Raw genomic sequence first — 24156 nt, 5'->3', positions numbered from 1 at the left:
TTTATAAACCTAAAAGAATTTAAACTTTAAAACTCAACATTACCAGGCGTTCTTGGAAAAGGAATTACATCTCTGATATTCCCCATTCCAGTCACAAACTGAACCAACCGCTCAAAACCCAATCCAAAACCAGAATGAGGGGCCGTTCCAAACTTCCTAGTATCGAGATACCACCAAAGATTATCTTCGTCAATTTCCATCTCCGTCATTCTGTTTTTTAATTTTACTAAGCTTTCTTCTCTTTGAGAACCTCCAATCATTTCCCCTATTCCAGGAAAAAGCACATCCATGGCTGCCACAGTTTTGTCATCGTCATTTTGCTTCATATAAAAAGCCTTAATGCCTTTGGGGTAATCGGTCAAAATTACGGGCTTTTTAAAATGTTTCTCTACTAAGAAACGCTCATGCTCAGACTGCAAGTCTATGCCCCACTCTACCGGAAATTTAAATTTCTTTTTCTTATGAGGTGTTGAGTTCAACAATATTTCAATGGCTTCTGTATAGGTAATTCTGGCGAAATCATTTGCCAGTACAAAGTCCAGTTTTTCCAATAAGGTATGTTCGCTTCTCTCTAACTTTGGTTTGGTTTTATCTTCATTCTGAAAACGGGTATCCAGAAAAGCCAAATCTTCTTTACAATTTTCTAAGGCAGATTTAATCACATATTTGATGAAATCCTCTGCTAAATCCATATTATCTTTCAAATCGTGGAAAGCCACTTCTGGCTCAATCATCCAAAATTCTGCTAAGTGTCTTGTGGTATTTGAATTTTCCGCTCTAAAAGTAGGGCCAAAAGTATAAATTTTAGAAAGTGCCAAAGCACCCAGTTCACCTTCCAATTGACCAGAGACAGTCAAAGAAGTTTCTCTACCAAAAAAGTCTTCTTTAAAATCTACCTCTCCTTCCTGGTTAAGAGGTGCTTTATTTGGCTCAAAAGTAGACACTCTAAACATCTCGCCTGCACCTTCGGCGTCGGAAGCCGTTATTATAGGGGTATGAAGGTTAAAAAAACCTCTTTCGTTATAAAATTGATGTACGGCAAATGATAAAGCGTGCCTTACTCTAAAAACGGCAGAAAAAGTACTTGTTCTAAACCTTAAATGAGCTTTCTCTCTTAAGAATTCTAAGCTATGTTTTTTGGGTTGAATAGGATAAGATTCATCTGCTTCTCCATAAATTGTCAACTCCTCTGCCACTAACTCTACATTCTGACCGGAACCTGAAGATGCTACCAGCTTACCTTTTACTTTTACACAAGCTCCACAGCTTACCCTTTTCATTATTTCCTCAGAGACCTTTTCTCCGTCCACTACCGCTTGAATATTATTGATGGTAGAGCCATCATTTATGCTTACAAAAGAAAGCGTAGCCTGCCCTCTTTTGGTACGAACCCAGCCTTTAACTACAACCTCTTGCTCCTTTGGCTCTAGGGCCAATATTTCTTTGATTTGCATCCTTTAAAATTAAAAATTTCACAAGTCCGTCAAAATTAAGTATTAATCCTTTCAAAGAACAACCCATAATGTGAAAGGTATTTATGAAAAGTAACATTTATTTCTAAAAGCATTAGTAAATTGCATGTAAACGCATGTTCATCACTAGAATTAACCAAAATGAAAAATTGGCTTTTAGCCTTTTGTACTCTATTCCTTACCTCCACAGCTATCATGGCACAGCAAAAGCGATTTGAAATTCAAGGACACAGAGGTGCTCGAGGACTTATGCCCGAAAATACTGTTCCAGCTTTTATACGGGCTATTGACGAAGGTGTCGAAACTTTGGAATTGGATATTGTAATTTCAAAAGACAAAAAGGTGGTAGTGTCTCATGACCCATATTTTAATCCAGACATTTCAACCGACCCTTTCGGTAAACCAATTACTGGGGATAATAAAGGAAACACTTATGAACTTACCTATGCCGAAATAAAAAAGTATGATGTGGGTTTGCGAGGGAATCCAGCTTATCCAGAACAGAAAAAAACAAAAGCCTATAAGCCCCTTCTTAAGACAGTCATAAAAAAAGCAGAAAAGTATGCTAAAAGTAAGGGTATAGCCCCCTTAAAGTACAATATTGAATTAAAAAGTCTTCCTGAAGAATATCGAATTTCTCAGCCAGAGGTAGCAGAGTTCTCTGACTTGGCACATGATGTAATCTTCAAATATTTAGAGCCCGAAAGAGTAACTATTCAAAGCTTTGACTTCAATATCCTTAAATATTGGTATTCCCGAATTAATGCGGGTGAATATCAAAAAGTTTCACTGTCAGCATTAATTGAACCTTATGACGATAATGACATTGATTTAAATATAAATAAGCTAGGATTTAAACCTGATATTTGGAGTCCTTACTTTCACCATCTCAATTCAAACAAGGTTAAAAAATTGCATTTCCTTGGTATTAAGGTCATTCCATGGACAGTCAACGATTTTAAAGAAATGCAAACCGTTAAAGATATGGGTTGCGATGGTTTAATCACGGATTATCCGAATAGAGCGAAAAATTTGTAATACGCTTGAAATCTCTTTTATTTGAACTTTTTAAAAGTCAATATTTACTTTGAGCGTTCTAAATGAAATCCTGGGCTTCTTTATAAAACGCCGAATTGAGCGTATTAACGAATTTATAAACAACCCGCACGACACTCAAGATCAAGAATTTAGAAGCCTTATTTATAAGGCTAGAAAAACTGAATTCGGTAAAATCAACGGATTTGCGGACATTGTCTCCATTTCTCAATTTCAAGATCGAGTTCCAATAGTCACTTATGAAGATTTTTATCCGAATATAGAACGTGTGCTCAAAGGTGAGCAAAACGTCATATGGCCAGGGAATATTAATCTTTTTTCAAAGTCTTCTGGTACGACCAACGCCAAAAGTAAATACATTCCAGTTTCTGAAGATTCTTTAGAAAGCTGCCATTATAAGGGTGGGAAAGATCTAATTACCCTATATCTCGCTGAAAAGCCAGATGCCAAACTATTTGATGGGAAAGGGCTATCTATCGGAGGCTCACTGCAAAGCAATCCATTCAATAATGGAACAGAGGTTGGAGATATTTCTGCCATTATTATGCAGAACCTACCTACTTGGGCGGAATACCTAAGAACCCCTCCGCTTGAAGTTGCCTTAATGGACAACTGGGAGGATAAGCTGGCAAAAATGATTGAAATTTGCCCAAAAGAAAACCTAACAAGTATTTTAGGGGTTCCGACTTGGACAGTCGTTTTCTTAGAAAGATTATTAGAAGCTACTGGAGAAGATAATCTACTTAATATCTGGCCGAATTTTGAACTTTTTGTGCACGGGGCTGTAAATTTCCAACCCTATAGAGAACTCTTCAAATCTAAATTTTTCCCATCTGATTCGGTTAACTACTTAGAGACCTATAATGCATCTGAAGGATACTTTGCGGTTCAAGACGACCTTTCTAAAGAAGGAGAAATGCTACTTATGCTTGATTATGGTGTCTTTTATGAATTTATCCCGATGGAGAATATTGATGAGGAACACCCCAAGACATTGACCATTGAAGAGGTCGAACTAGATAAAAACTATGCCATTATTATATCTACCAATGCTGGATTATGGAGATATAAAATTGGTGACACCGTTAAATTCACTTCCAAAAAACCATATCGCATAAAAATATCAGGAAGAACAAAACACTTCATCAATGCTTTTGGAGAGGAGCTTATTATTGAAAATGCAGAAAAGGCGATTACCGCGGCTTGTGAATTCACCGGCATAAATATTAAAGACTTTACCGCAGGACCTGTTTATATGCAAGACAAGCTTAAAGGATGCCACGAATGGGTCATAGAATGTAGTTCTATACCTGCCGACCCCTCCCTTTTTATTGATAAACTTGATAGCACACTAAGGTTGGTCAACTCTGATTATGATGCCAAAAGAAAAGGAGATTTGGCTTTATCCATGCCAAAAGTTCATTTTGTAAAAGAAGGAACCTTCTATAACTGGATGGAAAGACGAGGTAAACTGGGAGGTCAAAACAAAGTGCCCAGACTCAGTAATAATCGAGAATTCATTGAAGATATTTTGAATTTTATTCATTAGGAGATTCTGCTTCCCCTAATAAAAAACCCCAAGGCTTTAATTTATCTACCGAATCGAATATAACCTTGATAATGGCTGTAAGTGGAAGAGCCAACACCATTCCCGCAATGCCCCATAAATTACCAAAAAGAATAAGGGCCACAATAGCCACAAAACTATTAATACTTACCTTAGAACCAACGATATAAGGGGTTATGAAGTTACCCTCCAGGAACTGAATTACCCCAAAACTAGCAGCTACCCCCACCGCATACCATGCGGAATCTTTTGTAATTAACGCAAATATAATAGGCAGTATAGAGCCTATGGCAACACCGATATATGGCACCAAGACAAGCACTGCCGCAAAAAAACCAAAAAAGAAAGCATTCTGAATACCAAGAAAAAACAAAGAAGTAGTATTTAGAACACCAATGATAAGAATAACGAGTAGAAGCCCAGTCATATAATTTTGAGCGACATCTTTTATTTTCCCCGTCACTTTATTCACTTCATTTTTATCAACATTCTTAAATAATTTAAATAAAAATGATTGAAGGAAATCTCTATATAAAAGGATTAGAAAAATATAGAGTGGAATTAAGGTTAAACTGGCAAGAAAACCAGTAGTATTTGAAAGCGTACCAGAGATAAATGAACTGCTACTTTTCAGCAACTCAGACAGGTACTCTCTTCCTCTAGTAAGTTGCTCATCTTGTTGAATATTAAGCTTTTCCGATATAAACATTTGTCCTAACTCTAGCCAATCCTCCCCTTTCTCAATCATCATTGGCCAAATTTCATTTAATGATTTTATCTGACCCACCATCAGCATTATCATAAGAACAACAAAAGCAAAAGCGGTCAAGATGGTTAACGAAATTGCCAATACTCTTGGAAACTTTTTCTTTTCCAAGAAGACACAAACTGGCAACAGTAAAATAGCCAAAATGGCAGCAAAAAATAGGGGTACCAAAACATCTTTTAGTACCCATAGAATAAAAACCAGTATTACGGCTATCATTAAATTAGCAGCGAGAACAACCGACACAGAACTTTTTTCTTTAGACATAAGTAAATGCTTTTATCAAAAATAGATTTTTTTTTACGCTATCTGGTTCAAGAGAAGTAAATTTAAAATAAATACCAGTTTAATCCATTTATGTTAAAATCCCAGTTGGCGTTATTCTATTTTGCTTTTAAAATCTTGACCTGTTCCTGCTCGATAGAAGAAAGCAATGGTTTTCAGAATTTCCGAAGAAAAGCTAAAATTACGCGTGTTGGTCATTTGGATAAAGCTCTGAATGAGAGCTCGGGTTTGGCACTAAGTAATGATGGGAACTATTGGTCTCATAATGACAGTGGAGGAGAAAACAAACTTTTCAAAATTAACTCAAAGGGACATATTCTAGATAGCCTAACCCTTTCTAAAACCATAAATAAAGATTGGGAAGACTTAACTACAGATGCTTCTGGGAATATTTATGTGGCAGACATTGGGAACAATGGCAACCAGCGGAAAGACTTAGTCATATACAAGGTAGGACAAAGCAAAACCGAAGAAATTAAATTCAGCTATGCAGATCAATCCGAATTCCCACCGGCTGACCTTAACTTCGACGGTGAGGCTATTTTTTGGTTTAAAGATCAACTTCATATTTTCTCTAAGGGAAGGGTTAAAAATAACCTCATAACCAAACATTATGTTTTACCAGATTCCCCCGGAGAGTATAGCATTATCCCACAAAATTCATTCGACCTCGGAGCTCAGGTAACCGCAGCCGATATCAGTCCAAATAACAACATGTTTGGTTTACTGACCTACGGTAAAATGTTCTTATTTGGAATAGAAGGAGACACAATAAATTTTTCGAGGCCTTTGGGATGTTTAAAGACCAGAAGAAAACAAACGGAAGCAATGGTGTTTAAATCTCCCTTTCAAATCCTCTTTAGCAATGAGCAAAGGGAGCTTTATAAAATAAATCTGGGGCAGAAAGACCTTCTTAACAATTAATTAATATTCAACTTATATATTTGAGACTTATAAACGTAGAATGCAAAATTAATGGAGGGGAAAATACTTTTAGTTGATGACGATGAAGATATCATTGAGTTGCTAACCTACAATTTAAAGAAAGAAGGCTTTAAAGTAAAGTCGGCTAACAACGGTCAGAAGGCCATAGAGAAAGCTATCTCTTTCCATCCAGATATCATTTTAATGGACATAATGATGCCCGTTTTAGATGGTATTGAGGCTGGAAGACAGATTAAAGAGGATCCAAATCTAAAGGATGTCCATATTATTTATTTGACGGCTAGAGCAGAAGAGTTTTCTGAAATAGCGGCATTTGAAGCAGGGGCAGATGATTATATTACTAAACCCATCAAACCTAGGCCACTTTTGAGCAGAATCAAAGCTCATTTAAGAAAAGGATTTGACAAGAACACCGAAGAAGACATTCTTAGTATTGGCGGTTTAATAATAAATAGACTAAACTACTCCGTTACTCAGGAAAATGGTGACGAAATAGTTTTACCTAAAAAGGAATTCCAATTATTATTTCAATTGGCTAAAAAACCAGATAACGTCCACTCGAGAACCGAACTCTTACATAAAATATGGGGGGCAGATGTTTACGTGGTAGAGCGTACAGTAGATGTTCACATTAGAAAAGTTAGAGAAAAGCTAGGAGACGATGTCATTAAAACATTGAAAGGCTTGGGTTACATGTTTAACTCCAAGTAAAATACCGCTTCGAATTATGAGGAGTGTTCTTCATAGGGTCTTTTGAAAGGTCGGTTAAATTGATCAATTTTGATTTTCCTTAAAAATACTATGAATTTATCTCCGAGATGGATTGCGTTTTTGCTAGCGGGTATAGTGTCTTCCATAACTATGCTATTTTTAAGCTTTGTTCCTGAGTGTACCACAAATATTCTTTTTGTAACAGGAGCTGGGTCATTTCTGACCTCCTTTTTTACGGCTTATGTCATGCTTGACCTGCTTTTGCTCAAGGAGGTTAAACAGATTTATGATACACTCAAAAAGTTAAAAATCGGTGATTTAGACATTAAGAAAAAATCAATTTTTAAGAGTTTCAATCCGTTTAATAAACTTAATAACGAAATATCTAACTACGTCAATGCTAAGCAAACCGAAATAGATGAGTTAAAAAGAATGGAAAACTTTAGGAGGGAATTCTTGGCAAATGTCTCTCATGAACTTAAAACACCCATATTCGCCGCACAAGGTTTTGTTCATACCCTTATAGATGGTGCAAAAGATGATCCTTTGGTGGCGAAGAGATTTCTAAAAAAAGCAGCAAAAAGTTTAGATGGCCTCGACGCCCTTGTAAGAGACTTGGTGGTTCTAACCCAAGTGGAATCTGGTGATATTAAGATGCATTTTGAAATAGTAGACGTAATCAGTATCACTAAAGATATTTTTGAGCAGTTAGAAGATAAGGCAGACAAAAGAGGCGTTAGTTTAAAAATTAAGCCTAAAAACATATCAGAATGTACCGTGGTGGCCGATTCTCAACGAATTTACCAAGTCCTGACTAATTTTATAGAGAATGCCATTAAGTATGGAAAAGAAAAGGGCCGTGTATATGTCGAATTTGAGGAACACAAAAATCATTACTTAATTACCGTTGAGGATGATGGACCAGGAATTCCCGAAGAGCACGTCTCCAGAATTTTCGAAAGATTCTACAGAGTAGATAAAAGTAGAAATAGAGAAACGGGTGGAACTGGTTTAGGCTTAGCTATTGTTAAGCACATATTAAATGCTCATAATTCTAACATCAAAGTGTCATCTAGCCCAGAAAAAGGGACCAGATTTTCATTTACTTTAGCAAAAGGAATATAACTTGATAGAACTATCTAAATATAAAAAAGCCCCTAAGAATCTGGTTTTCGAGGAACTAGTTGTTTTTGAAAACGACGATTACCTTATTATAAACAAACCACCTTTTGTATCTTCTTTACCAGAAAGAACTGGGGATAGGAGCTTAAGTATTCTAAAAATTGCTAAAGAGCATTTTGACGATATTCAGCTTTGCCATAGGTTGGACAAAGAAACCTCTGGCATTTTGGTCTTGTCCAAAAATCCTGAGGCCTACAGAAATGTGGCCATGCAGTTTGAACATAGAGAAATAAAAAAGGAATATCATGCCTTAGTAAACGGTGTTCATGATTTGGACAGCATCTCTGTTTTTCTACCTATAGCCATTTTGAAAGATAAAACCGCTGTTAAAATTGACAGAACAAAAGGGAAAGTGGCTGAAACTGTTTTCTTTACAGAGAAAAAATATTACGAACACACGCTCTTAAGATGTTTTCCAATAACCGGACGTATGCACCAAATCAGAGTTCATTTGATGTGTTTGGATGCACCCATAGTCTGTGACCCGACCTATAAGGGTGATTATATTTTTCTTTCTAAGCTGAAAAGAAAGTTTAATCTCAAAATGGATACCGATGAGCTTCCTCTGATTAAAAGAGTTGCTTTGCATGCGAGAAAGATTTCTTTTACTGGCGTAAAGGGAGAATTGATTGAGGCAGAAGCCCCTTACCCTAAAGACTTTGAAGTCTTAATTAAGCAATTAGACAAATTCAGCCTATAAATCAATCTATTCTTTTACAGGTTTTTAAAAAGTTTTTTTATAGCTTGTAAAAGAAACTATTGCAACTTCTGCAAAGTTAGCCGAAATGGTTTTTTTTGATTATTCAATAATTAGAGAGACTTTTGCACTTCGAACATTTTACAAGGGTTTTATTCAATTTATGACGTACCATATTAAAGAAGAAGGTCAATACAAGTATGTAGACGAAGGGGAAGGTCCAACTTTGCTAGTCCTTCATGGTCTTTTTGGTGCTTTAAGTAACTTCAATGACGTAGTTCAGGGTTTTAAAAAAAGCCATAGAGTCATTATACCACTTATGCCCATTTATGATATGCCAATGAGGCAGGCCAGCCTTGAAGGTTTGTTGAAGTATATTGAAGGGTTTATGATACAAAAAGGCTTATCTGATGTAATTCTTCTAGGAAATTCATTGGGTGGTCATGTGGGTTTACTATATGCTTTGGCACATCCCGAAAACGTAGCCGCTTTAGTTTTAACCGGGAGCTCTGGGCTTTTTGAAAACACAATGGGTGGTTCTTTCCCTAAAAGAGGAAATTATGACTACATTAAAGAACGCGTAGAATATACGTTTTATGACCCAAAAACAGCTACCAAGGAGTTAGTAGACGAATGTTTTGAGATAACTAGCAGTATTCCTAAATGCATGAATATTGTTCAAATTGCCAAATCTGCCCAGAGAAATAATATGGCAAATGAAATCCCAAACATTAAAGCACCTACATGCCTAATTTGGGGTCTAAATGACACCATTACTCCGCCTCACGTTGGTCATGAGTTCAATAGATTGATTCCGAATTCTGAATTACATTTTATTGATAAATGCTGCCATGCTCCGATGATGGAAAGGCCTGAGGAGTTTAATATTATCTTAGATAAATTTCTTTCTAGAATAAATAAAGAAATTCTCGCATAAATGTTTGCCATAGACCTCATAGAAAAGGACCTGCCAGCCGTCGATATTGACGACAAAGTAGAAACTGCCATAGAACTTATGGAGGAGGAAAACCTTGGCCAAATTGTTTTGGTTCATCAGAAGGATGTTCTTGGGGTGATTGAAAAGGAAATACTTTATAATTTTGACGAGACTGCTAAGCTTTCATTAGTTCCTATAAAATACACTGATGTACAGGTTAGAGAAAACGAACATTTTTTACAATTAGCAGATCATCTTATCAATAAAGATCTGGAAGTGTGCCCTGTAGTTGACTTTGAAGAAAAATACCTCGGAAGTATAAAAGCCATTGATGTTTATAAAAAAGTACTTAGTGGACAGTTTTCAGGAGATGGCGGACTAATTAGTTTAGAAGTAAGCCAAAAAGACTATAGCCTTTCCGATATCAGCAGAATTATTGAAACTGAAGGTTTGAGAATAGAAAAGCTTTATTTAGCTCAAGAAAACCAAAATGAGTATCAGTTTATCTTGAAGCTAAATAAAAAAGAAATTGATGCTGCGGTGAACAGCTTAAAGCGTTTCGGATATAAGGTCTCACAAATTAATGAGCGTGCATCAGATAACTTTCGAGATAAAGAGAGGTTTGATCACCTTATGAAATATCTAGAAATATAAGTTCATGAATATAGCAGTCCATGGGAGAGAATTCAAATCTGAGGACAAACATCTGGTTCAGCATGTTTTTAACGAACTAGCTGAAAATCAGATAAATGTTCAAGTTTCTAATTCCTTCAGGAAAATCTTAGCTGACGCCGAAATTTCTCCATTAACCGATCAGACAATTTTTTTCAAAAAAGAAGAACCCATTGATGTGGTCCTCAGCTTAGGTGGAGATGGCACTTTCTTAGAAACTGTGAGCAAGGTTGCCGCTACAGAAAGACCTATTCTAGGAGTGAACTTTGGTAGGCTTGGTTTTTTAACTTCCATTCAGCCAAATGAAATAGAAGCTGCCGTCCAAAAGCTTCTAAAAAAACAATATAAATTAGACGAAAGAAGCATGCTTCATGCAGATTCAGAAATAGAAATTTTTGAATCAGGCACGAACTTTGCCTTAAATGAAATAGCAATCTCGAAGACAGACACTTCTTCTATGATTATTATTCATGCGTTCATCAATGGAGCTTTTTTAAACTCCTATTGGGCAGACGGACTTATGGTGGCCACATCTACTGGATCTACAGGATATTCTTTATCTTGTGGAGGACCTTTGGTAATGCCCCATTCGGATAATTTTATTATTACGCCGATTTGTCCTCACAATCTGTTCGTAAGGCCAATGATAGTACCTAAGAACAGTGTCATTTCTTTAAAGGTAGAAAGTAGAAGTAATAACTATTTGGTCTCTATGGACTCTAGAGCAAAGGTGATTGGTGATGTGGAAACAGAAATCACCATTAGAGAGGAATCTTTTAAGGCCAAACTTATTACGCTAGAAGGTACAAATTTCTTAGACACCCTTAGGGCCAAGTTAGGCTGGGGAAGAGACGTAAGAAACAGAACTCAACTGCCTTCTGAAGAAGAGACTTCTTGATTGCCTAGCAATAATAAATCGAAAAATTACGTTCTGAAAACGAATTTTACTCAAAGCATGGCAAAGTCAATTAAATTATCTGTTGGTCTTTTTTTATTCTCAATGCTATTGATGAATCAATCGGTCAACTCCCAAGGATTATTTTCTCAAAAGAATGTGGTAAACCAATACACCACTGTTGGTTTTGGAGGAGGCTCTGCACATTACATTGGTGATTTGGCATTACCCGTTCATTTTTACAGATCAGCTTATACCAATGTGAGATGGAATGTCAATGCCAATTATACAAAATACTTAACGCCAAATGCAGCCATAAGATTACAGCTTTCCTGGGTAAGGTTATTAGGCGACGATTTCACATATTCCAAAAATAACATTGACCTTTTCTACGGTCAATTTGCTAGAAACCTTCATTTCAGAAATGACGTTAAAGAAGTGGCAGTTAGTGGTATTTTTAACTTGATTCCACAACAAGGAAAAGGAGGAGCTAGAAATAGAAGTAGAATAATGCCATATGCCACGATTGGCTTGGGATTAATAGCTCATGACCCTAAAGCAAAACTGCCTTGGATTGTTGACAATGACCCAAAATCTAAATGGCAATCCCTAAGACAATATAACACCGCTGGTCAGGCCCTTCCAAATAGTGAAATAAAATCATATTCTCTAGTTCAACCCGTTTTACCAATAGGTTTGGGACTGAGACTAAAGCTTAATGACCAAATTGACATAACGTTTGAAGGGAATGTAAGATTGACCAATACCGACTATCTTGACGATGTTGGACCTAGTCAATATGCCAACCTAACTCAATTAGAAAACTACGGTGGTTCTTTAGCAAGACAATTATCATATAGAGCGGCTGAAGTTAAGGCTGCCAGAACTCAAGAAGATAGAATCCCTCTTTTGTATCAAATTTATTCTGCTTATTTGGGAGCCACCGCTGGCTCTAATTTCCCAGAAGATATTGCTCAATATTACGGCCCCGAAGGAACAATTTCGAAAACTAGAGGTTCGAATGGGACATTTAAAGACCTTTATATTACTTCTCAAATCACTCTTTCTTATATCATAAGTGATAAAATTAAGTGTCCTATTTTAAAGTAAGCATCAACTAATCCTTTAAGTAAATTTGAAAAAAGCTGGTTTCATAATATTCTTTATCACTATTTCTAACTTTGCTTTTTCGCAAGCCTTGGAAGTTGGCGTTGGTTCTGGCTTCACTGTTTATAAGGGAGATTTGAATCCAAATTATAATCCCCTATTAGCTAGACCTGCCGCACACCTTATGGTGAGGTATAACTTTTCTAGGGCTTTTTCTGTAAAAGCAACAGGAATGTATGGTTTGATTACGGGTAAAGATGCACTAAGCTCAAACCCTTTAAACAAAGAACGAGATTGGAGCTTTAATGCCCAGATTATGGATTGGGGTGCAGATTTGGAATACAATTTTCTTAATTTCCGTGCTTCGGGTACCACTATCAAATCTCAATGGACACCAATTCTCTTCTTAGGCTTTGAGCAATACAGAATGCCGAAAAGGCAGTTTCATTCTAATGGGCTTGTCGTTGAATCCGGAGTAGACTCTCCTGACAAGGCACTCTCCTATGGTTTTGGATTTAAAAAAGAATTAAACTCCAATTGGAATTTAAGTGGCTCTTTTGGCTGTAAATTACCCTTAGGGAAATCTACCAAAGACTATTTTGATGGTTTTGGATATTTTGACGATGAAGCAGAACCTTATAAAAACGCCTATCCAGATGTGATAGCCGAACCCATAAAATACAGCACGCCAAATACGCACACCAGAGATATCTTCTTCTATACTAGTTTTACGCTGAGTTATGTTTTTGACGGAGTTAGATGCCCCAATCCAAGGAGATAAGAGAAACCTTCATTCATCTTTCTATTGCCGCCTAATTTCCTTACATTTGCAGTCATTTTTGCAATAAGAATATCACAGATAATCAGTGCCAATAGATAAAATAGATAAAAGCAATTTGCCAAGACACATAGCCGTTATAATGGATGGGAATGGCAGATGGGCGAAAAAGCAAGGTGCAATGAGAATTTTCGGGCACCATCACGGCATTAAGGCTGTTAGAGAAACCGTAGAAGCTTGTGGTGAACTGGGTATTGAATACCTAACACTCTATACCTTTTCTACAGAAAATTGGAATCGCCCTAAACTTGAGGTAGATGCCATAATGCAGCTTTTGGTTTCTACCATAGCAAAAGAAATCCCAGATTTAAACAAAAACAATGTTAAGTTAAAAACCATTGGTGACTTAAATGCATTACCAGTAAGTGCAAGAGAAGAAATGCTAAGAGGTGTAGAATTAACTTCTAAAAACACTGGTCTTGTTTTAAATCTAGCTTTAAGCTACAGTGGAAAGTGGGATATCATTCAAGCGGTTAAGACCATTGCCGAAAAAGTTAAAAAAAGTGAAATAAGTGTAGAGGACATAGACGAGGTTTATTTTAATCGTTACTTAGCCACGGAAGAGAGCCCAGATGTAGATCTTTTGGTGCGAACTGGTGGAGATCACCGTATTAGTAATTACTTGCTTTGGCAGTCGGCCTACGCAGAATTACTTTTTGTGGATGACATTTACTGGCCAGAGTTTAGAAAAAAAGATTTATTTAATGCGGTATATACTTACCAGCAAAGAGAAAGAAGATTTGGAAAAACAGGAGAACAGGTTCAAAAGCCTTAAAACAGCATTTATGCTTAAAAATATTAGATTTAATTATACTCTTTTCTTATTGCTTCTTTGTGGAAGTACTTCATTTGCCCAGTTTGTGGGGGTTGGTAACAAAAAGACTAATCTCAACCCAATTAATGAAATAAGATACGATAATCCTCAGAGTTTCATCATCGGTGGTATCACGGTTGTAGGTGTAAAATTTCTTGACCCCAATACATTGATTTCGGTTTCTGGATTAAGTGTTAATGATCAAATCACCATACCTGGTGATGCCATAAGTTCGGCCATAAGAAGGTTAATGGATCAAGGTATCATTGAAGATGTATCTATCAACGTGACCAAAATAGAAGACAAGAAAGCCTATATAGAGATCGACTTGAAAGAAAGACCAAGGTTAAATAAAATTTCGCTTACAGGAATTAAGAAAAGTGAGATTGAAACCGTAGAAGAATCTATAAGTGAAAATAGAGGAAAGGTAATTACCGAAGCTCTTGTTAAAAACATTCAATTGACCATTAAAAAACACTTTATTGAAAAAGGTTTTTTAAACACTGCTGTTCAAGTTCAACAAATTGATGATACATTAAGAGTAAACAATGCTACGTTAATCTTTGCTATTGATAAAAAGGACAAAGTAAAAATAGATAACATCTATGTCACTGGAGTGAAAGAAGTTCCTGAATGGAAGCTTTTAGCCAAGTTTAAGAAGACAAAAGCCAGGGCTCCAATGAGACTTTTTAGCCCTTCTAAATATATACCTAAATTATATAAGGCAGATAAGAAGGCGGTTGTTGAATGGCTCAATAAAAGAGGATATAGGAATGCTCAAATTATTTCCGATTCGGTTGTTGAAAATAAATCTGGTAATGTCAATTTATACCTTGATATTAACGAAGGCCATAAGTTCTATTATAGGAACATTACATGGACTGGTAATTACCTTCATGCTTCAGATACGTTAGCTATGATTTTAGGCATAAAAAAGGGTGACCTTTATAATCCTGAAGAGCTCGACAAAAAAATTAATGGAATTCCGCAGAATGATGTCAGTTCGTTCTATATGGATGATGGTTATCTTTATTTCAGCTGTACACCCGTAGAAGTTGCCGTAGAAGGTGATTCTATTGATATTGATATGAGGATTTTTGAAGGTAAACAAGCTATCATTAATAGAATCATTCTGAACGGAAACACTAAGACCTCCGATCATGTGGTAATGCGTGAACTTTTAACCAAGCCTGGTCAAAAATTCAGTAAGACCGACTTGATTGAAACGACTCAAATGCTTTCGAAATTGGGTTATTTTGACCCACAGAAAATAGATCCTAGACCTATTCCTCAGTCAGACGGTACCGTGGATATAGAGTATAATGTAGAAGAAAAGTCTAATGACCAAATTGAACTATCTGGTGGCTGGGGAGGACTTCAAGGCTTTGTAGGTACTTTCGGTATCGTCTTTAATAACTTTGCCATTAAAGATGTCTTTAAGTTTGGACAAGGTCTTTACAAACCTTTACCTAAGGGGGATGGTCAAAGCTTTGCCATTCGTTTTCAGGCCAATGGAGGTTTCCAAAACTATTCTATCTCTTTTACCGAACCTTGGTTTGGAGGTAAAAAGCCTAACTCTTTCTCAGTAAGTTTATTCCACTCTGTACAGGATTATGGTAAACTTCTAGGAAGATATGAAAAACTGTATGGTTACAATCCTTACGCTGGATTTGCCAGCACTCAGGGGTACTTTAAAAACACTGGTGGATCTTTAACATTTGGTAAAAGACTGAACTGGCCAGACAGAAACTTTAGCTTTAGTAGTAGTTTATCGTATCAATATTACGATGTTGAAAACAGTTATCTATTAGCAAATTTCCGAAACGGTCAGGCACATGATATCGCTTTGGCTTTAAACCTTTCCAGATATAGTTTAGATAACCCTCAGTTTACGAGGTCGGGTTCGTCTATTGTTCTTAACGCTACTTTTAACCCTCCTTACTCCTCTTTTGGAAGTATCAACAGCGGTGCGGTGAAATACATAGAAGGTCACAAATGGATGTTTGATGCCGACTGGTATTCTCCTGTAGTAGGAAAGCTGATTTTCCATGCCAAAGCAAATATGGGTTTCTTGGGTAGGTACTCAAGTGATGTTGGATATAGTCCTTTTGGTAGATTTGTGGTCGGTGGAGCCGGAATGGGTCTTCAAAACACTCAAAACATTGGGGTTGAGCTAATTGGACTAAGAGGATATGAAGAAGGTGTGGTTCATGAAAAAACATTGGCAGAACAGGCTTCTGCCATTACTGGAACAGATAATTCAAGTGGTCAATTAAGCAGACAAGGAGGTATTATTTATAACAAATTTGCAGCTGAGTTAAGATATCCAATATCGCTTAATCCACAGGCTACTATTTACGCTTTATCATTTTTGGAAGCAGGAAATAGCTGGGGAAGTTATAAAGACTATAACCCGTTTAGATTAAGAAGGTCTGCCGGTGTTGGTGTTAGGGTATTTATGGCGGCGTTTGGTTTGCTAGGATTTGACTATGGATATGGTTTTGACCCTATTCCTGGAGTGGCAAACAAAGGTTTGAAGAATTTCACTTTCAGTATCGGTCAGCAAATCAGATAATCTGTTAAGAACCTGTTAAATGGCTTACTTGAAATATACTTTCTAATACTTTTAGCGTCAAAGAGACAAGTTGTTTATAACCTCAGAATAAAATTGCTTTTTTGTAAATAAATCGGAGATGAAGAAGACATTATTTTTTCTATTTTTGTCGCTGTTTTCAATTTCAGCATTCAGCCAAAAGTTTGGATACATTGATTCTGAATTTATAACAGGTAAAATGCCTGAATATAAAGAAGCGATGAAATCCATGGATTCTTATTCAGAGCAGTGGATTAAAGACATTCAGGCAAAGTATAGTGAAGTAGCGGATATGAAATTGGCCTTTCAACAGGAAGAAATTCTTTTAACGGAGGAAATGAAAAAAGAAAGGTTAAAAGCTATTTCAAATAAAGAAAAAGAAGTAAAAGAACTTAATAATAGTATATTTGGGCTCAATGGTCAGCTATTTCAAAAGAAAAAGGAAATCATGAAACCCATAATGGATGCCATTTATAATTCATGTGAAAAAGTGGCCAGAGATAAAAAACTAATGTTTCTATTCGATAAAGCTTCGGATATTAACATGATTTACACAGACCCGCGTCATGATTACACGGACTATGTAATAGAAGAACTAGGTATTCTAGAAACTAAATAATTTGTTATTAATTAAATCTAATAAGTATAAAATGAAGATTAAACTTTTCGCAACCCTATTTGCTGCATTAATGATAGCTGGGATTGGAGCCAACGCTCAAGTAAAAATTGGTTACACAAACATTGATTATATCCTAACCAACCTACCAGATTCTCAAGTAATCCAGGAAAAGTTGACCACAGAGAAAGCTCAGTATGACAAATTATTACAAGAAAAAGTAGCTGGATTCCAAAAGTCTTATGAAGACTATCAAAAAAATGCAGCCACCATGTCTGCAGTAATCCGTCAAGACAAAGAAAAAAGCCTTCAAACAGCTCAAACTGGTATTCAAGAATTTCAGCAAAATTCTGAAATGGCTATTCAAAATAAGCAACGTGAATTATTAGCTCCTGTAATGGATAAAATTCAAGTGGCTATTGACGAAGTAGCTAAAGCTAACGGTTATACTCATGTACTCAACTCTGACGCTGGTTATGGAACAACACCTGTAATCTTAGTAGCTCCAGATTCTGATAACATTACCAACCTAGTATTTAAACACCTAGGCGTAGCTATACCTTCTGAAGAAGCAGGTAACAACTAAGATATTCATCTAATTTCAAGGCCTCTTTGAGTTATCAAAGAGGCCTTTTTTATAACTTATTGGGTATTCCCAGTTCCTTTTAACGATTCATGAATTATTTAATAGTCGATTTAAATATTCAACTTGATGGCCATAAGATTGGTTTTGTGCAGCAAACACTCAATTGGTTGGCTAAAAATCAAAAAGAATACAAAGGAACTTTTCATTTTCTGGTAAATACAGAACTTCAGATTCCTGAAAATACTAATATCAAGGTAGAAGTTATAAAACCTCATACTTCTTCTAATTTCGATGCTAAAACCACGCTTAAAAAGTATAAGAATCAATGGGACTTCATCAAAGTTAAGGCGGGCCAGTTTGACGCCCAAAAAATAATCTTAATGGAGTTCGACATCTATCAAGTAGCTATTGGGAATGATTCCAAAACAGGATTTGATATTGCCGGCATTTGGTTTAGACCCTACTTCAGACAGGTTTCTTTGAGTAAATCCATTATTCCTACCATCAAGTTTAAAATAGCTAAATGGAGAAAGCAAGGGATGTTTAGGTTGGCTCTAAGGAATAAAAACTTGCAACAAATTTTTATTCTGAATGATAAAGTCACGGTAAATGCTCTTAATGAAAAGCATGGCGAAAGACTATTTTATTTACCTGACCCAGTTTTTGACTACGAAATAACGGAAACTATTGATATCAGAAAAAAGTATGGTATAGAAAAGTCAAAAGTAATATTCTTGATTTTTGGACATATTGACGACAGAAAAAACGTTGGAAATATTTTAAAAGCACTGGAAGCACTTCCAAAAGAAATGCAGTCTGAAATAGTGCTTCTTATGATTGGTAAGGTTGGTAAGGAATACAAATCAAAATTGCAGAATGAATTAGATAAAAGCAGAAGTACCGTTCAAATCTATCAAAACGATCAATTTGTGAGTGATGATGAGATGGAAGCACTTTTTTCTCAATCTGACTTAATTCTAAGAATGAATGTCAATTATTTTGCGAGTAGCGGAATAATAGGGATGGCTGCTAAATACAACAAACCGTCTTTAGTGTCTGATTATGGTATTGTGGCAGATTTAACTAAAGAATACGAACTAGGCTTAGAAGTAAACCCGGAAGACACTTCCGCCATTACGAAGAAATTTTCGGACATTATGAACTCCGAAAATAAATGGGAAATAAATGGTCAACAATATTATAAAGACCATGGCACTGAAGCTTTTGTTACAACGCTTCTTGACCTTCCGTAGGGAGTATTGCTTCATTAAGCTCGGCTTCCCAAGCCAATTGACCGGTACAGTTCCAGTGTGTATCTCCCTTTGCAAACCCAGCTGCACCTAATTTATTCAACATTCCAAAGGCATCTAAAACTTGCATTTCAAGCTTGGGATGGTTTTGAACTCTAGAAACCAACTGATTATATTCTCCTAAGTCTCTTCCAAGAATACTGGTTTTGTTAGGTATAATACTCAAAATAACTTTATCAAAACCCAGCTCCCTATATTTTTGATTTGTAGCATTCACATGGCTTACCAGACTATCTATTTCCTTTTCTTCAATCTTATCAAATGCAGAGCTTAGACCAGATGTTGAAGGTAAATAATATAGTAAATGCTCACCTGTCTTGTTTAGAACAACACTATCATCTACCCTTCCAAAAAGCTTATAGTTTAGAGCCGCTTTCCATTCTCTAATAGTCATCATGAAATCGTAACCAAAAAGCACGCCTTCATGAAGTTCTGTAGAATATGGTAAGTCAAAATCGACAACTTTTTTAAACCAACTTTCCTTTACCTCATTAGAAATGATTTTCTTATTTTCGACTATTTGGAGACCATCCCACACTCCCGTAAAACGCTCTCTAAAGTGACGCTCTATCGTTTCTATGACTAGGACATTATACACTGAAGTGTCAATAACCACCTCCTCCTTCCAATCTACTCTGATATAATCATATTTTGAAGCTACAAAATTGCTAGAATCCATTCTAGTTCTTTCTGTAAAGCTATCACCCGCTAATACAAGATGGGTTTTGGGTATTTTCTCAATATTTGGAGATTGACAATCCTCATATAACTCTTTAAACTTAGAGAGATTAGACATTCTATAAAGATCACCATACCTGTAATCATTCTTAACCAAACCGTGTTCATAGAGCCAATTTGACAAACCATGTGAGCAACCCTCTAACCATAAGAAAGCCGCTAAAACCAAAGCTATGTATTTAAGTATTTTCAAAATTGGAAATATATAAATTGATTAGACGTGAACACTCCAAAAAAGTAGCAAATAACCATGATACCTATAAATTTCACGTAAAAGGCTGGTGTTTTACTCGTATCAATAATAGGAATATAAATCTCCTTAAGCATTAAAATAAGGATGACTAAAGCACAAAACCACAGTTCTGCAAAAGACAAAGGACTACTAAATCCAGCGTATGAATCAAGATTGACAATCTTAGAAAGTATAGTTAGAGCATTAGTAAGTCCCTGTGCTCTAAAAAACACCCAGCTCAGCGTAACTAAACTGAATGTAAAAGCTACCTGAAAAATCGTGGTTAAACTATTCTTAGGGAGTTTTAACCTAATATGTTTTTGCCAGTACATGGCCATAACCAAAAAGATTCCGTGTAATGCTCCCCAAATAATAAAGTTCCACGACGGCCCATGCCATAATCCAGAAATTGTGAAAACAATGAAATAATTGAGATAAAGTCTATACTCCCCTACTCTATTTCCACCTAAAGGAATGTATAAGTAATCTTTAAACCAAGTAGATAAAGAAATATGCCATCTACTCCAAAACTCCGCTATAGATTTGGAAATATATGGCACATTAAAGTTTTCCATGAGGTTAAAGCCCATCAGCCTGGCACAGCCAATGGCCATATCTGAGTAGCCAGAAAAATCACAATAGATTTGGAATGAGTAAAACACCGTCGCCAATAGTAAAGTAGCTCCACTATGCTCGGTAGGGTTAGAATAACAATAGTCCACCATGATAGCTAGCCTATCTGCCACCACTACCTTTTTAAAAAGCCCCCAAGCTATTCGTATGAGACCTTGTTTGATATTTTCAAAATTGTATTTAAAATAGGTGTGAAATTGAACCAATAAATTTTGCGGACGCTCGATAGGTCCTGCTACCAGTTGAGGATAAAACATCACATAAAGTGAGTAAATAATAAAGTCTTTCTCTGGCCGCTGTTTTTTTCGGTATACCTCAATGGTATAACTCATGGCTTGAAAAGTATGAAAAGAAAGCCCAATAGGTAATTCTAAACCATAATTAGGAATTGGGTTTTGAATCCCGACAAGATTCAAAGCAAAACTTAAATTCTGATTGATAAAATTGAAATATTTAAAAATAGCTAGAAAGCCAATATTGGCCACCAAACTAATCGCGAGCCACCATTTCCGCTTTTTACCCTCTGCCTTATCAATTAAAAAAGCGGCATAATAATCCACTATTATGGTAAATAGTAAGATTAAGATATAGACTGGCTTAAAAGCCATATAGAAATAACAACTGGCCAATAATAAAAGCCAGATTCGACCTCTATGTCTTAGGCTGTAGTATAAAATGGAGACTACAATGAAAAAGAAAACAAACTGGATGGAATTAAAAAGCATGTAAGCTAAGTGGCGACTTGTTTTATTTGAGGCACTTTGTCTATTTCAAGCCAAAAATACTAAGAAATCTCCACTGCATCGTTATGTCAATTTAGGCTTTTTACGAGCTCTCTTTACTAAAATAGAACCATTATGAAGTAACTTGCAAACCTTATGATTCATCAACAAGAACCCATCTGTGCTTTAGCCACCGCTCCAGGAGTCGGTGCCATTGGCGTAATTCGTATTTCAGGTCTAAATGCCATCCAAATAGTGGATGTAATTTTCAAAGGCCGTAAGCTAGAAAATGTTAATTCGCACACCGTCCATTTTGGAACCATTCAAAAAGGAGAAAAGGTAATTGACGAAGTATTATCAGCCGTTTTTAAGTCTCCTAAGTCATTTACAAAGGAAGACACCGTTGAGATTTCTTGCCACGGAAGCTCTTTTGTGATTAAAGAAATACTCAAACTACTTTTGGACAATGGCTGTAGATTGGCAAAACCTGGAGAGTTTACGCAACGGGCTTTCATGAATGGACAGTTTGACTTGGTACAGGCAGAAGCCGTGGCAGATTTGATTGAGGCCGATTCTGCCGCCGCTCATAATTTGGCCATTAATCAGCTGCGAGGTGGCTTTTCAGATAAACTAACTTCACTAAGAGATGAACTTATTCATTTCGCCAGCATGGTGGAACTTGAACTTGATTTTGGCGAAGAGGATGTTGAGTTTGCCGATAGAGACGATTTGAAGAAATTGATAAAAAGCCTTCAAACGCAGTTAAACCCGCTTATTGATTCTTTTGATGCCGGAAATGTTATCAAAGAAGGAATTCCTGTGGCAATTATTGGCCAGCCAAACGTTGGTAAATCAACCTTACTCAATGCTCTTTTAAAAGAAGAAAAGGCCATTGTAACGGAAATAGCAGGTACCACCAGAGATTCCATAGAAGACACCATGGTGATACGCGGCATGAAATTCAGATTTATAGATACCGCAGGAATTAGAGAAACGGTAGATATCGTAGAAGGTATAGGCATAGAAAAATCAAAAGCAGCTTTACAAAAAGCTCAAATAGTACTTTTCTTGTTTGACGCAAAAGACGAACGAACTTATTTGGAGAAAAATTATAGCAGCTTAGCCAAAGACAAAAAGGTATTTTGGGTTAAAACCAAAGCAGATTTGAATGCCACAAAAACTGACGCTGACATTAGCATCTCCGCAAAAACTGGAGAAGGCATATCAGAACTAGAACATCTGGTTTTTGAGTCTACAGCTATTAAAACGCAAGGTGACACCGTACTGACAAACCTAAGGCATTACGATCTCCTCATAAAAACCAACGAAGCTCTAAGCGAGGTACTAAATGGCTTAGCCATGAATATCACAGGTGATTTCTTAGCTCAAGACATACGTTTGGCTCTTATGCATCTTGGAGAGCTTACCGGAACCATCACCACAGATGACTTATTGAAGAATATTTTTGGAAAGTTTTGTATAGGAAAGTAACAAAACCTCACCAATTCCGTAGAAATAATACCACCTAATGAATTAGTATTAAAACTCTGGAAAGTATATAAAATTTAGGGAGAAAAGACCGCTGGATGCTTCACAAATAATACTCATGTCAGTTCAATAAGCCTCCCTACTGAAAAGTTAGTTATTTTGCTTTGTCCTGACTTTCGTCGGAATATTCAAGCAATACTATTCTGTGTTTTGATAGATGAAAGGATATCATTAAACCCGCTTTATTCATTAGAAAATCTCCCGATAGCTATCGGTACCGTAGCTAAATTGCTTAAAATCAGTTCGTAAATTCTTTTAAACTCAATCACCAGAACCCTTCGACAAAAAGTTCAGGGTAAACCACTATACTAATCTCGTTTAAATGTCTGATTTATTCCGCTTTAAAACTCATTACAATTCTCCAATGCATAAACCAGGTTAAAAGGCGACTTTAAACTAAAATCGTTACTCATAAAATTCCTATTTACCTTACTGGCTCTGAGCTCTCATAGGAATTGCAGAAATGCCATCAACTGGCATTTACTAATCCCGATCGCATAACAGATATTAGTATTATTTCCCCCTATCAGCTTTCTAGTTGAAAACCCTTAATTTGTATTTGGTCTACAAACCTTGTTTCTACTATCTAAACCAAAAGAGTATAGAGATACATCAATGTTCATAATAACTAGTGATCCAAACTTTCCATAAGGTCATAAGGTCATTTCACCCGATTAATTCAAATCCGTTCAGTTAAACGTTTTCCTCTCAGATTTGACCTCCTTCATAATTTCCTATTCTTCTTAACTATTGAATACTTTTAAATAACGAAAACTCCTTCTGAGAAAGAAATTAACACTGACAATTCTAATCCAAACATTTCCTCTAGAACCACCATTCAATCTCAGTGACATTCAAAATGTCTTATTTTTTCACTGAAAAATTTAACCTATGTATATATCGTATCAAGTATTACTAAAATACTATAAATAAATCTTTAGGCTTTCAGCTTAATTTGTTTTGTGAAAAACTACTTCAGTTTTCTATCTAAAAATTCAACCTTAAATGAAGCTTATGAACAAAATTTATTAAAACCTAAAAGTGCCACTCAGACACATGACCCTATCCTTACTCCAATTTTCACGCTCAGCCTATTCCTAAAATCAGTTAAGCGTATGGTACCACCTAAGTTTAATTAATAAGTTAAATTTTAGGAGAAAAATGTTGTAAAAAAACCAGAAGATGCTCGAACATCTTCCGGTGATTCAGTTGCAAAAGTTTTGCAACAAAAAAT

At 36.1% G+C, this 24156-nt stretch carries 21 protein-coding genes; 17 read left to right on the top strand and 4 right to left on the bottom strand.

Annotated elements, in window-relative coordinates; all coding sequences use genetic code 11:
- Nucleotides 1-26: 26 nt before the first annotated feature.
- Nucleotides 27-1454, bottom strand: coding sequence for an asparagine--tRNA ligase (gene asnS, locus ACSBFT_RS01715; protein ID WP_489603099.1), 1428 nt, complete (start codon nt 1452-1454; stop codon nt 27-29).
- A gap of 159 nt (nt 1455-1613) precedes the next feature.
- On the opposite strand from asnS, the gene ACSBFT_RS01710 reads away from it, so the two are divergent.
- The gene (locus tag ACSBFT_RS01710; protein WP_489603097.1) at nt 1614-2510 is read left to right on the top strand and encodes a glycerophosphodiester phosphodiesterase family protein; all 897 of its coding nucleotides are present in this window, start codon (nt 1614-1616) and stop codon (nt 2508-2510) included.
- A 49-nt stretch (nt 2511-2559) separates the two neighbouring features.
- Nucleotides 2560-4077, top strand: a complete 1518-nt coding sequence (locus ACSBFT_RS01705; RefSeq protein WP_489603096.1) for a GH3 auxin-responsive promoter family protein — start codon at nt 2560-2562, stop codon at nt 4075-4077.
- Here the strand turns inward: ACSBFT_RS01705 and ACSBFT_RS01700 are convergent.
- Nucleotides 4067-5128 carry an AI-2E family transporter gene (locus ACSBFT_RS01700; protein ID WP_463047606.1) on the bottom strand — a complete coding sequence of 354 codons (1062 nt, stop codon included), beginning with the start codon at nt 5126-5128 and terminating at the stop codon, nt 4067-4069. The genes ACSBFT_RS01705 and ACSBFT_RS01700 overlap by 11 nt on opposite strands.
- A gap of 90 nt (nt 5129-5218) precedes the next feature.
- On the opposite strand from ACSBFT_RS01700, the gene ACSBFT_RS01695 reads away from it, so the two are divergent.
- From ACSBFT_RS01695 to ACSBFT_RS01630, 14 genes are all read left to right on the top strand, one after another.
- Nucleotides 5219-6070: a hypothetical protein gene (locus tag ACSBFT_RS01695; protein ID WP_489603094.1), complete on the top strand. Its 852-nt coding sequence runs from the start codon at nt 5219-5221 to the stop codon at nt 6068-6070.
- Between the two features lie 51 nt (nt 6071-6121).
- Nucleotides 6122-6802 carry a response regulator transcription factor gene (locus ACSBFT_RS01690; protein WP_463047604.1) on the top strand — a complete coding sequence of 227 codons (681 nt, stop codon included), beginning with the start codon at nt 6122-6124 and terminating at the stop codon, nt 6800-6802.
- A gap of 90 nt (nt 6803-6892) precedes the next feature.
- Nucleotides 6893-7927, top strand: coding sequence for a sensor histidine kinase (locus ACSBFT_RS01685; protein ID WP_489603092.1), 1035 nt, complete (start codon nt 6893-6895; stop codon nt 7925-7927).
- A gap of 4 nt (nt 7928-7931) precedes the next feature.
- A complete protein-coding gene (locus ACSBFT_RS01680) occupies nt 7932-8684 on the top strand; it encodes an RluA family pseudouridine synthase (protein WP_463047609.1) in 753 nt (250 codons plus the stop codon).
- Nucleotides 8685-8844: 160 nt separating this feature from the next.
- Complete coding sequence (locus tag ACSBFT_RS01675; RefSeq protein ID WP_463047602.1) at nt 8845-9618, top strand: alpha/beta fold hydrolase; 774 nt, start codon at nt 8845-8847, stop codon at nt 9616-9618.
- Nucleotides 9619-10272, top strand: coding sequence for a CBS domain-containing protein (locus ACSBFT_RS01670; protein WP_463047601.1), 654 nt, complete (start codon nt 9619-9621; stop codon nt 10270-10272).
- Between the two features lie 4 nt (nt 10273-10276).
- A complete protein-coding gene (locus ACSBFT_RS01665) occupies nt 10277-11188 on the top strand; it encodes an NAD kinase (protein ID WP_463047600.1) in 912 nt (303 codons plus the stop codon).
- Nucleotides 11189-11245: 57 nt separating this feature from the next.
- Nucleotides 11246-12295, top strand: a complete 1050-nt coding sequence (locus ACSBFT_RS01660; RefSeq protein ID WP_489603091.1) for a hypothetical protein — start codon at nt 11246-11248, stop codon at nt 12293-12295.
- Nucleotides 12296-12320: 25 nt separating this feature from the next.
- Nucleotides 12321-13073, top strand: coding sequence for a DUF6089 family protein (locus ACSBFT_RS01655; protein ID WP_489603089.1), 753 nt, complete (start codon nt 12321-12323; stop codon nt 13071-13073).
- 139 nt (nt 13074-13212) lie between these two features.
- Nucleotides 13213-13905: a polyprenyl diphosphate synthase gene (uppS, locus tag ACSBFT_RS01650; protein WP_463047608.1), complete on the top strand. Its 693-nt coding sequence runs from the start codon at nt 13213-13215 to the stop codon at nt 13903-13905.
- Nucleotides 13835-16519 (top strand): BamA/OMP85 family outer membrane protein, encoded by a 2685-nt coding sequence (locus ACSBFT_RS01645; RefSeq protein WP_463047597.1) that lies wholly within the window; start codon nt 13835-13837, stop codon nt 16517-16519. The genes uppS and ACSBFT_RS01645 overlap by 71 nt, the downstream gene beginning before the upstream one ends.
- 118 nt (nt 16520-16637) lie before the next feature.
- On the top strand, nt 16638-17156 hold the full coding sequence (locus ACSBFT_RS01640; protein ID WP_463047596.1) for an OmpH/Skp family outer membrane protein: 519 nt from the start codon (nt 16638-16640) through the stop codon (nt 17154-17156).
- 31 nt (nt 17157-17187) lie between these two features.
- Complete coding sequence (locus ACSBFT_RS01635) at nt 17188-17739, top strand: OmpH/Skp family outer membrane protein (protein ID WP_463047595.1); 552 nt, start codon at nt 17188-17190, stop codon at nt 17737-17739.
- Between the two features lie 89 nt (nt 17740-17828).
- Nucleotides 17829-18992, top strand: a complete 1164-nt coding sequence (locus ACSBFT_RS01630; protein WP_463047594.1) for a glycosyltransferase — start codon at nt 17829-17831, stop codon at nt 18990-18992.
- Here the strand turns inward: ACSBFT_RS01630 and ACSBFT_RS01625 are convergent.
- Nucleotides 18967-19980 carry a hypothetical protein gene (locus ACSBFT_RS01625; protein WP_489603087.1) on the bottom strand — a complete coding sequence of 338 codons (1014 nt, stop codon included), beginning with the start codon at nt 19978-19980 and terminating at the stop codon, nt 18967-18969. The two genes, ACSBFT_RS01630 and ACSBFT_RS01625, sit on opposite strands and share 26 nt — an antisense overlap.
- Nucleotides 19977-21377: an MBOAT family O-acyltransferase gene (locus tag ACSBFT_RS01620; protein WP_463047592.1), complete on the bottom strand. Its 1401-nt coding sequence runs from the start codon at nt 21375-21377 to the stop codon at nt 19977-19979. Before ACSBFT_RS01620 ends, ACSBFT_RS01625 begins: the two co-directional genes overlap by 4 nt.
- 153 nt (nt 21378-21530) lie before the next feature.
- On the opposite strand from ACSBFT_RS01620, the gene mnmE reads away from it, so the two are divergent.
- A complete protein-coding gene (mnmE, locus tag ACSBFT_RS01615) occupies nt 21531-22865 on the top strand; it encodes a tRNA uridine-5-carboxymethylaminomethyl(34) synthesis GTPase MnmE (RefSeq protein ID WP_463047591.1) in 1335 nt (444 codons plus the stop codon).
- The last annotated feature ends 1291 nt before the right edge of the window (nt 22866-24156 follow it).

It is taken from the genome of Arcticibacterium sp. SM2516 (assembly GCF_057914865.1).
Note: the sequence above shows the minus strand (reverse complement) of the source record. Positions and strands in the feature narration are given on the sequence as shown.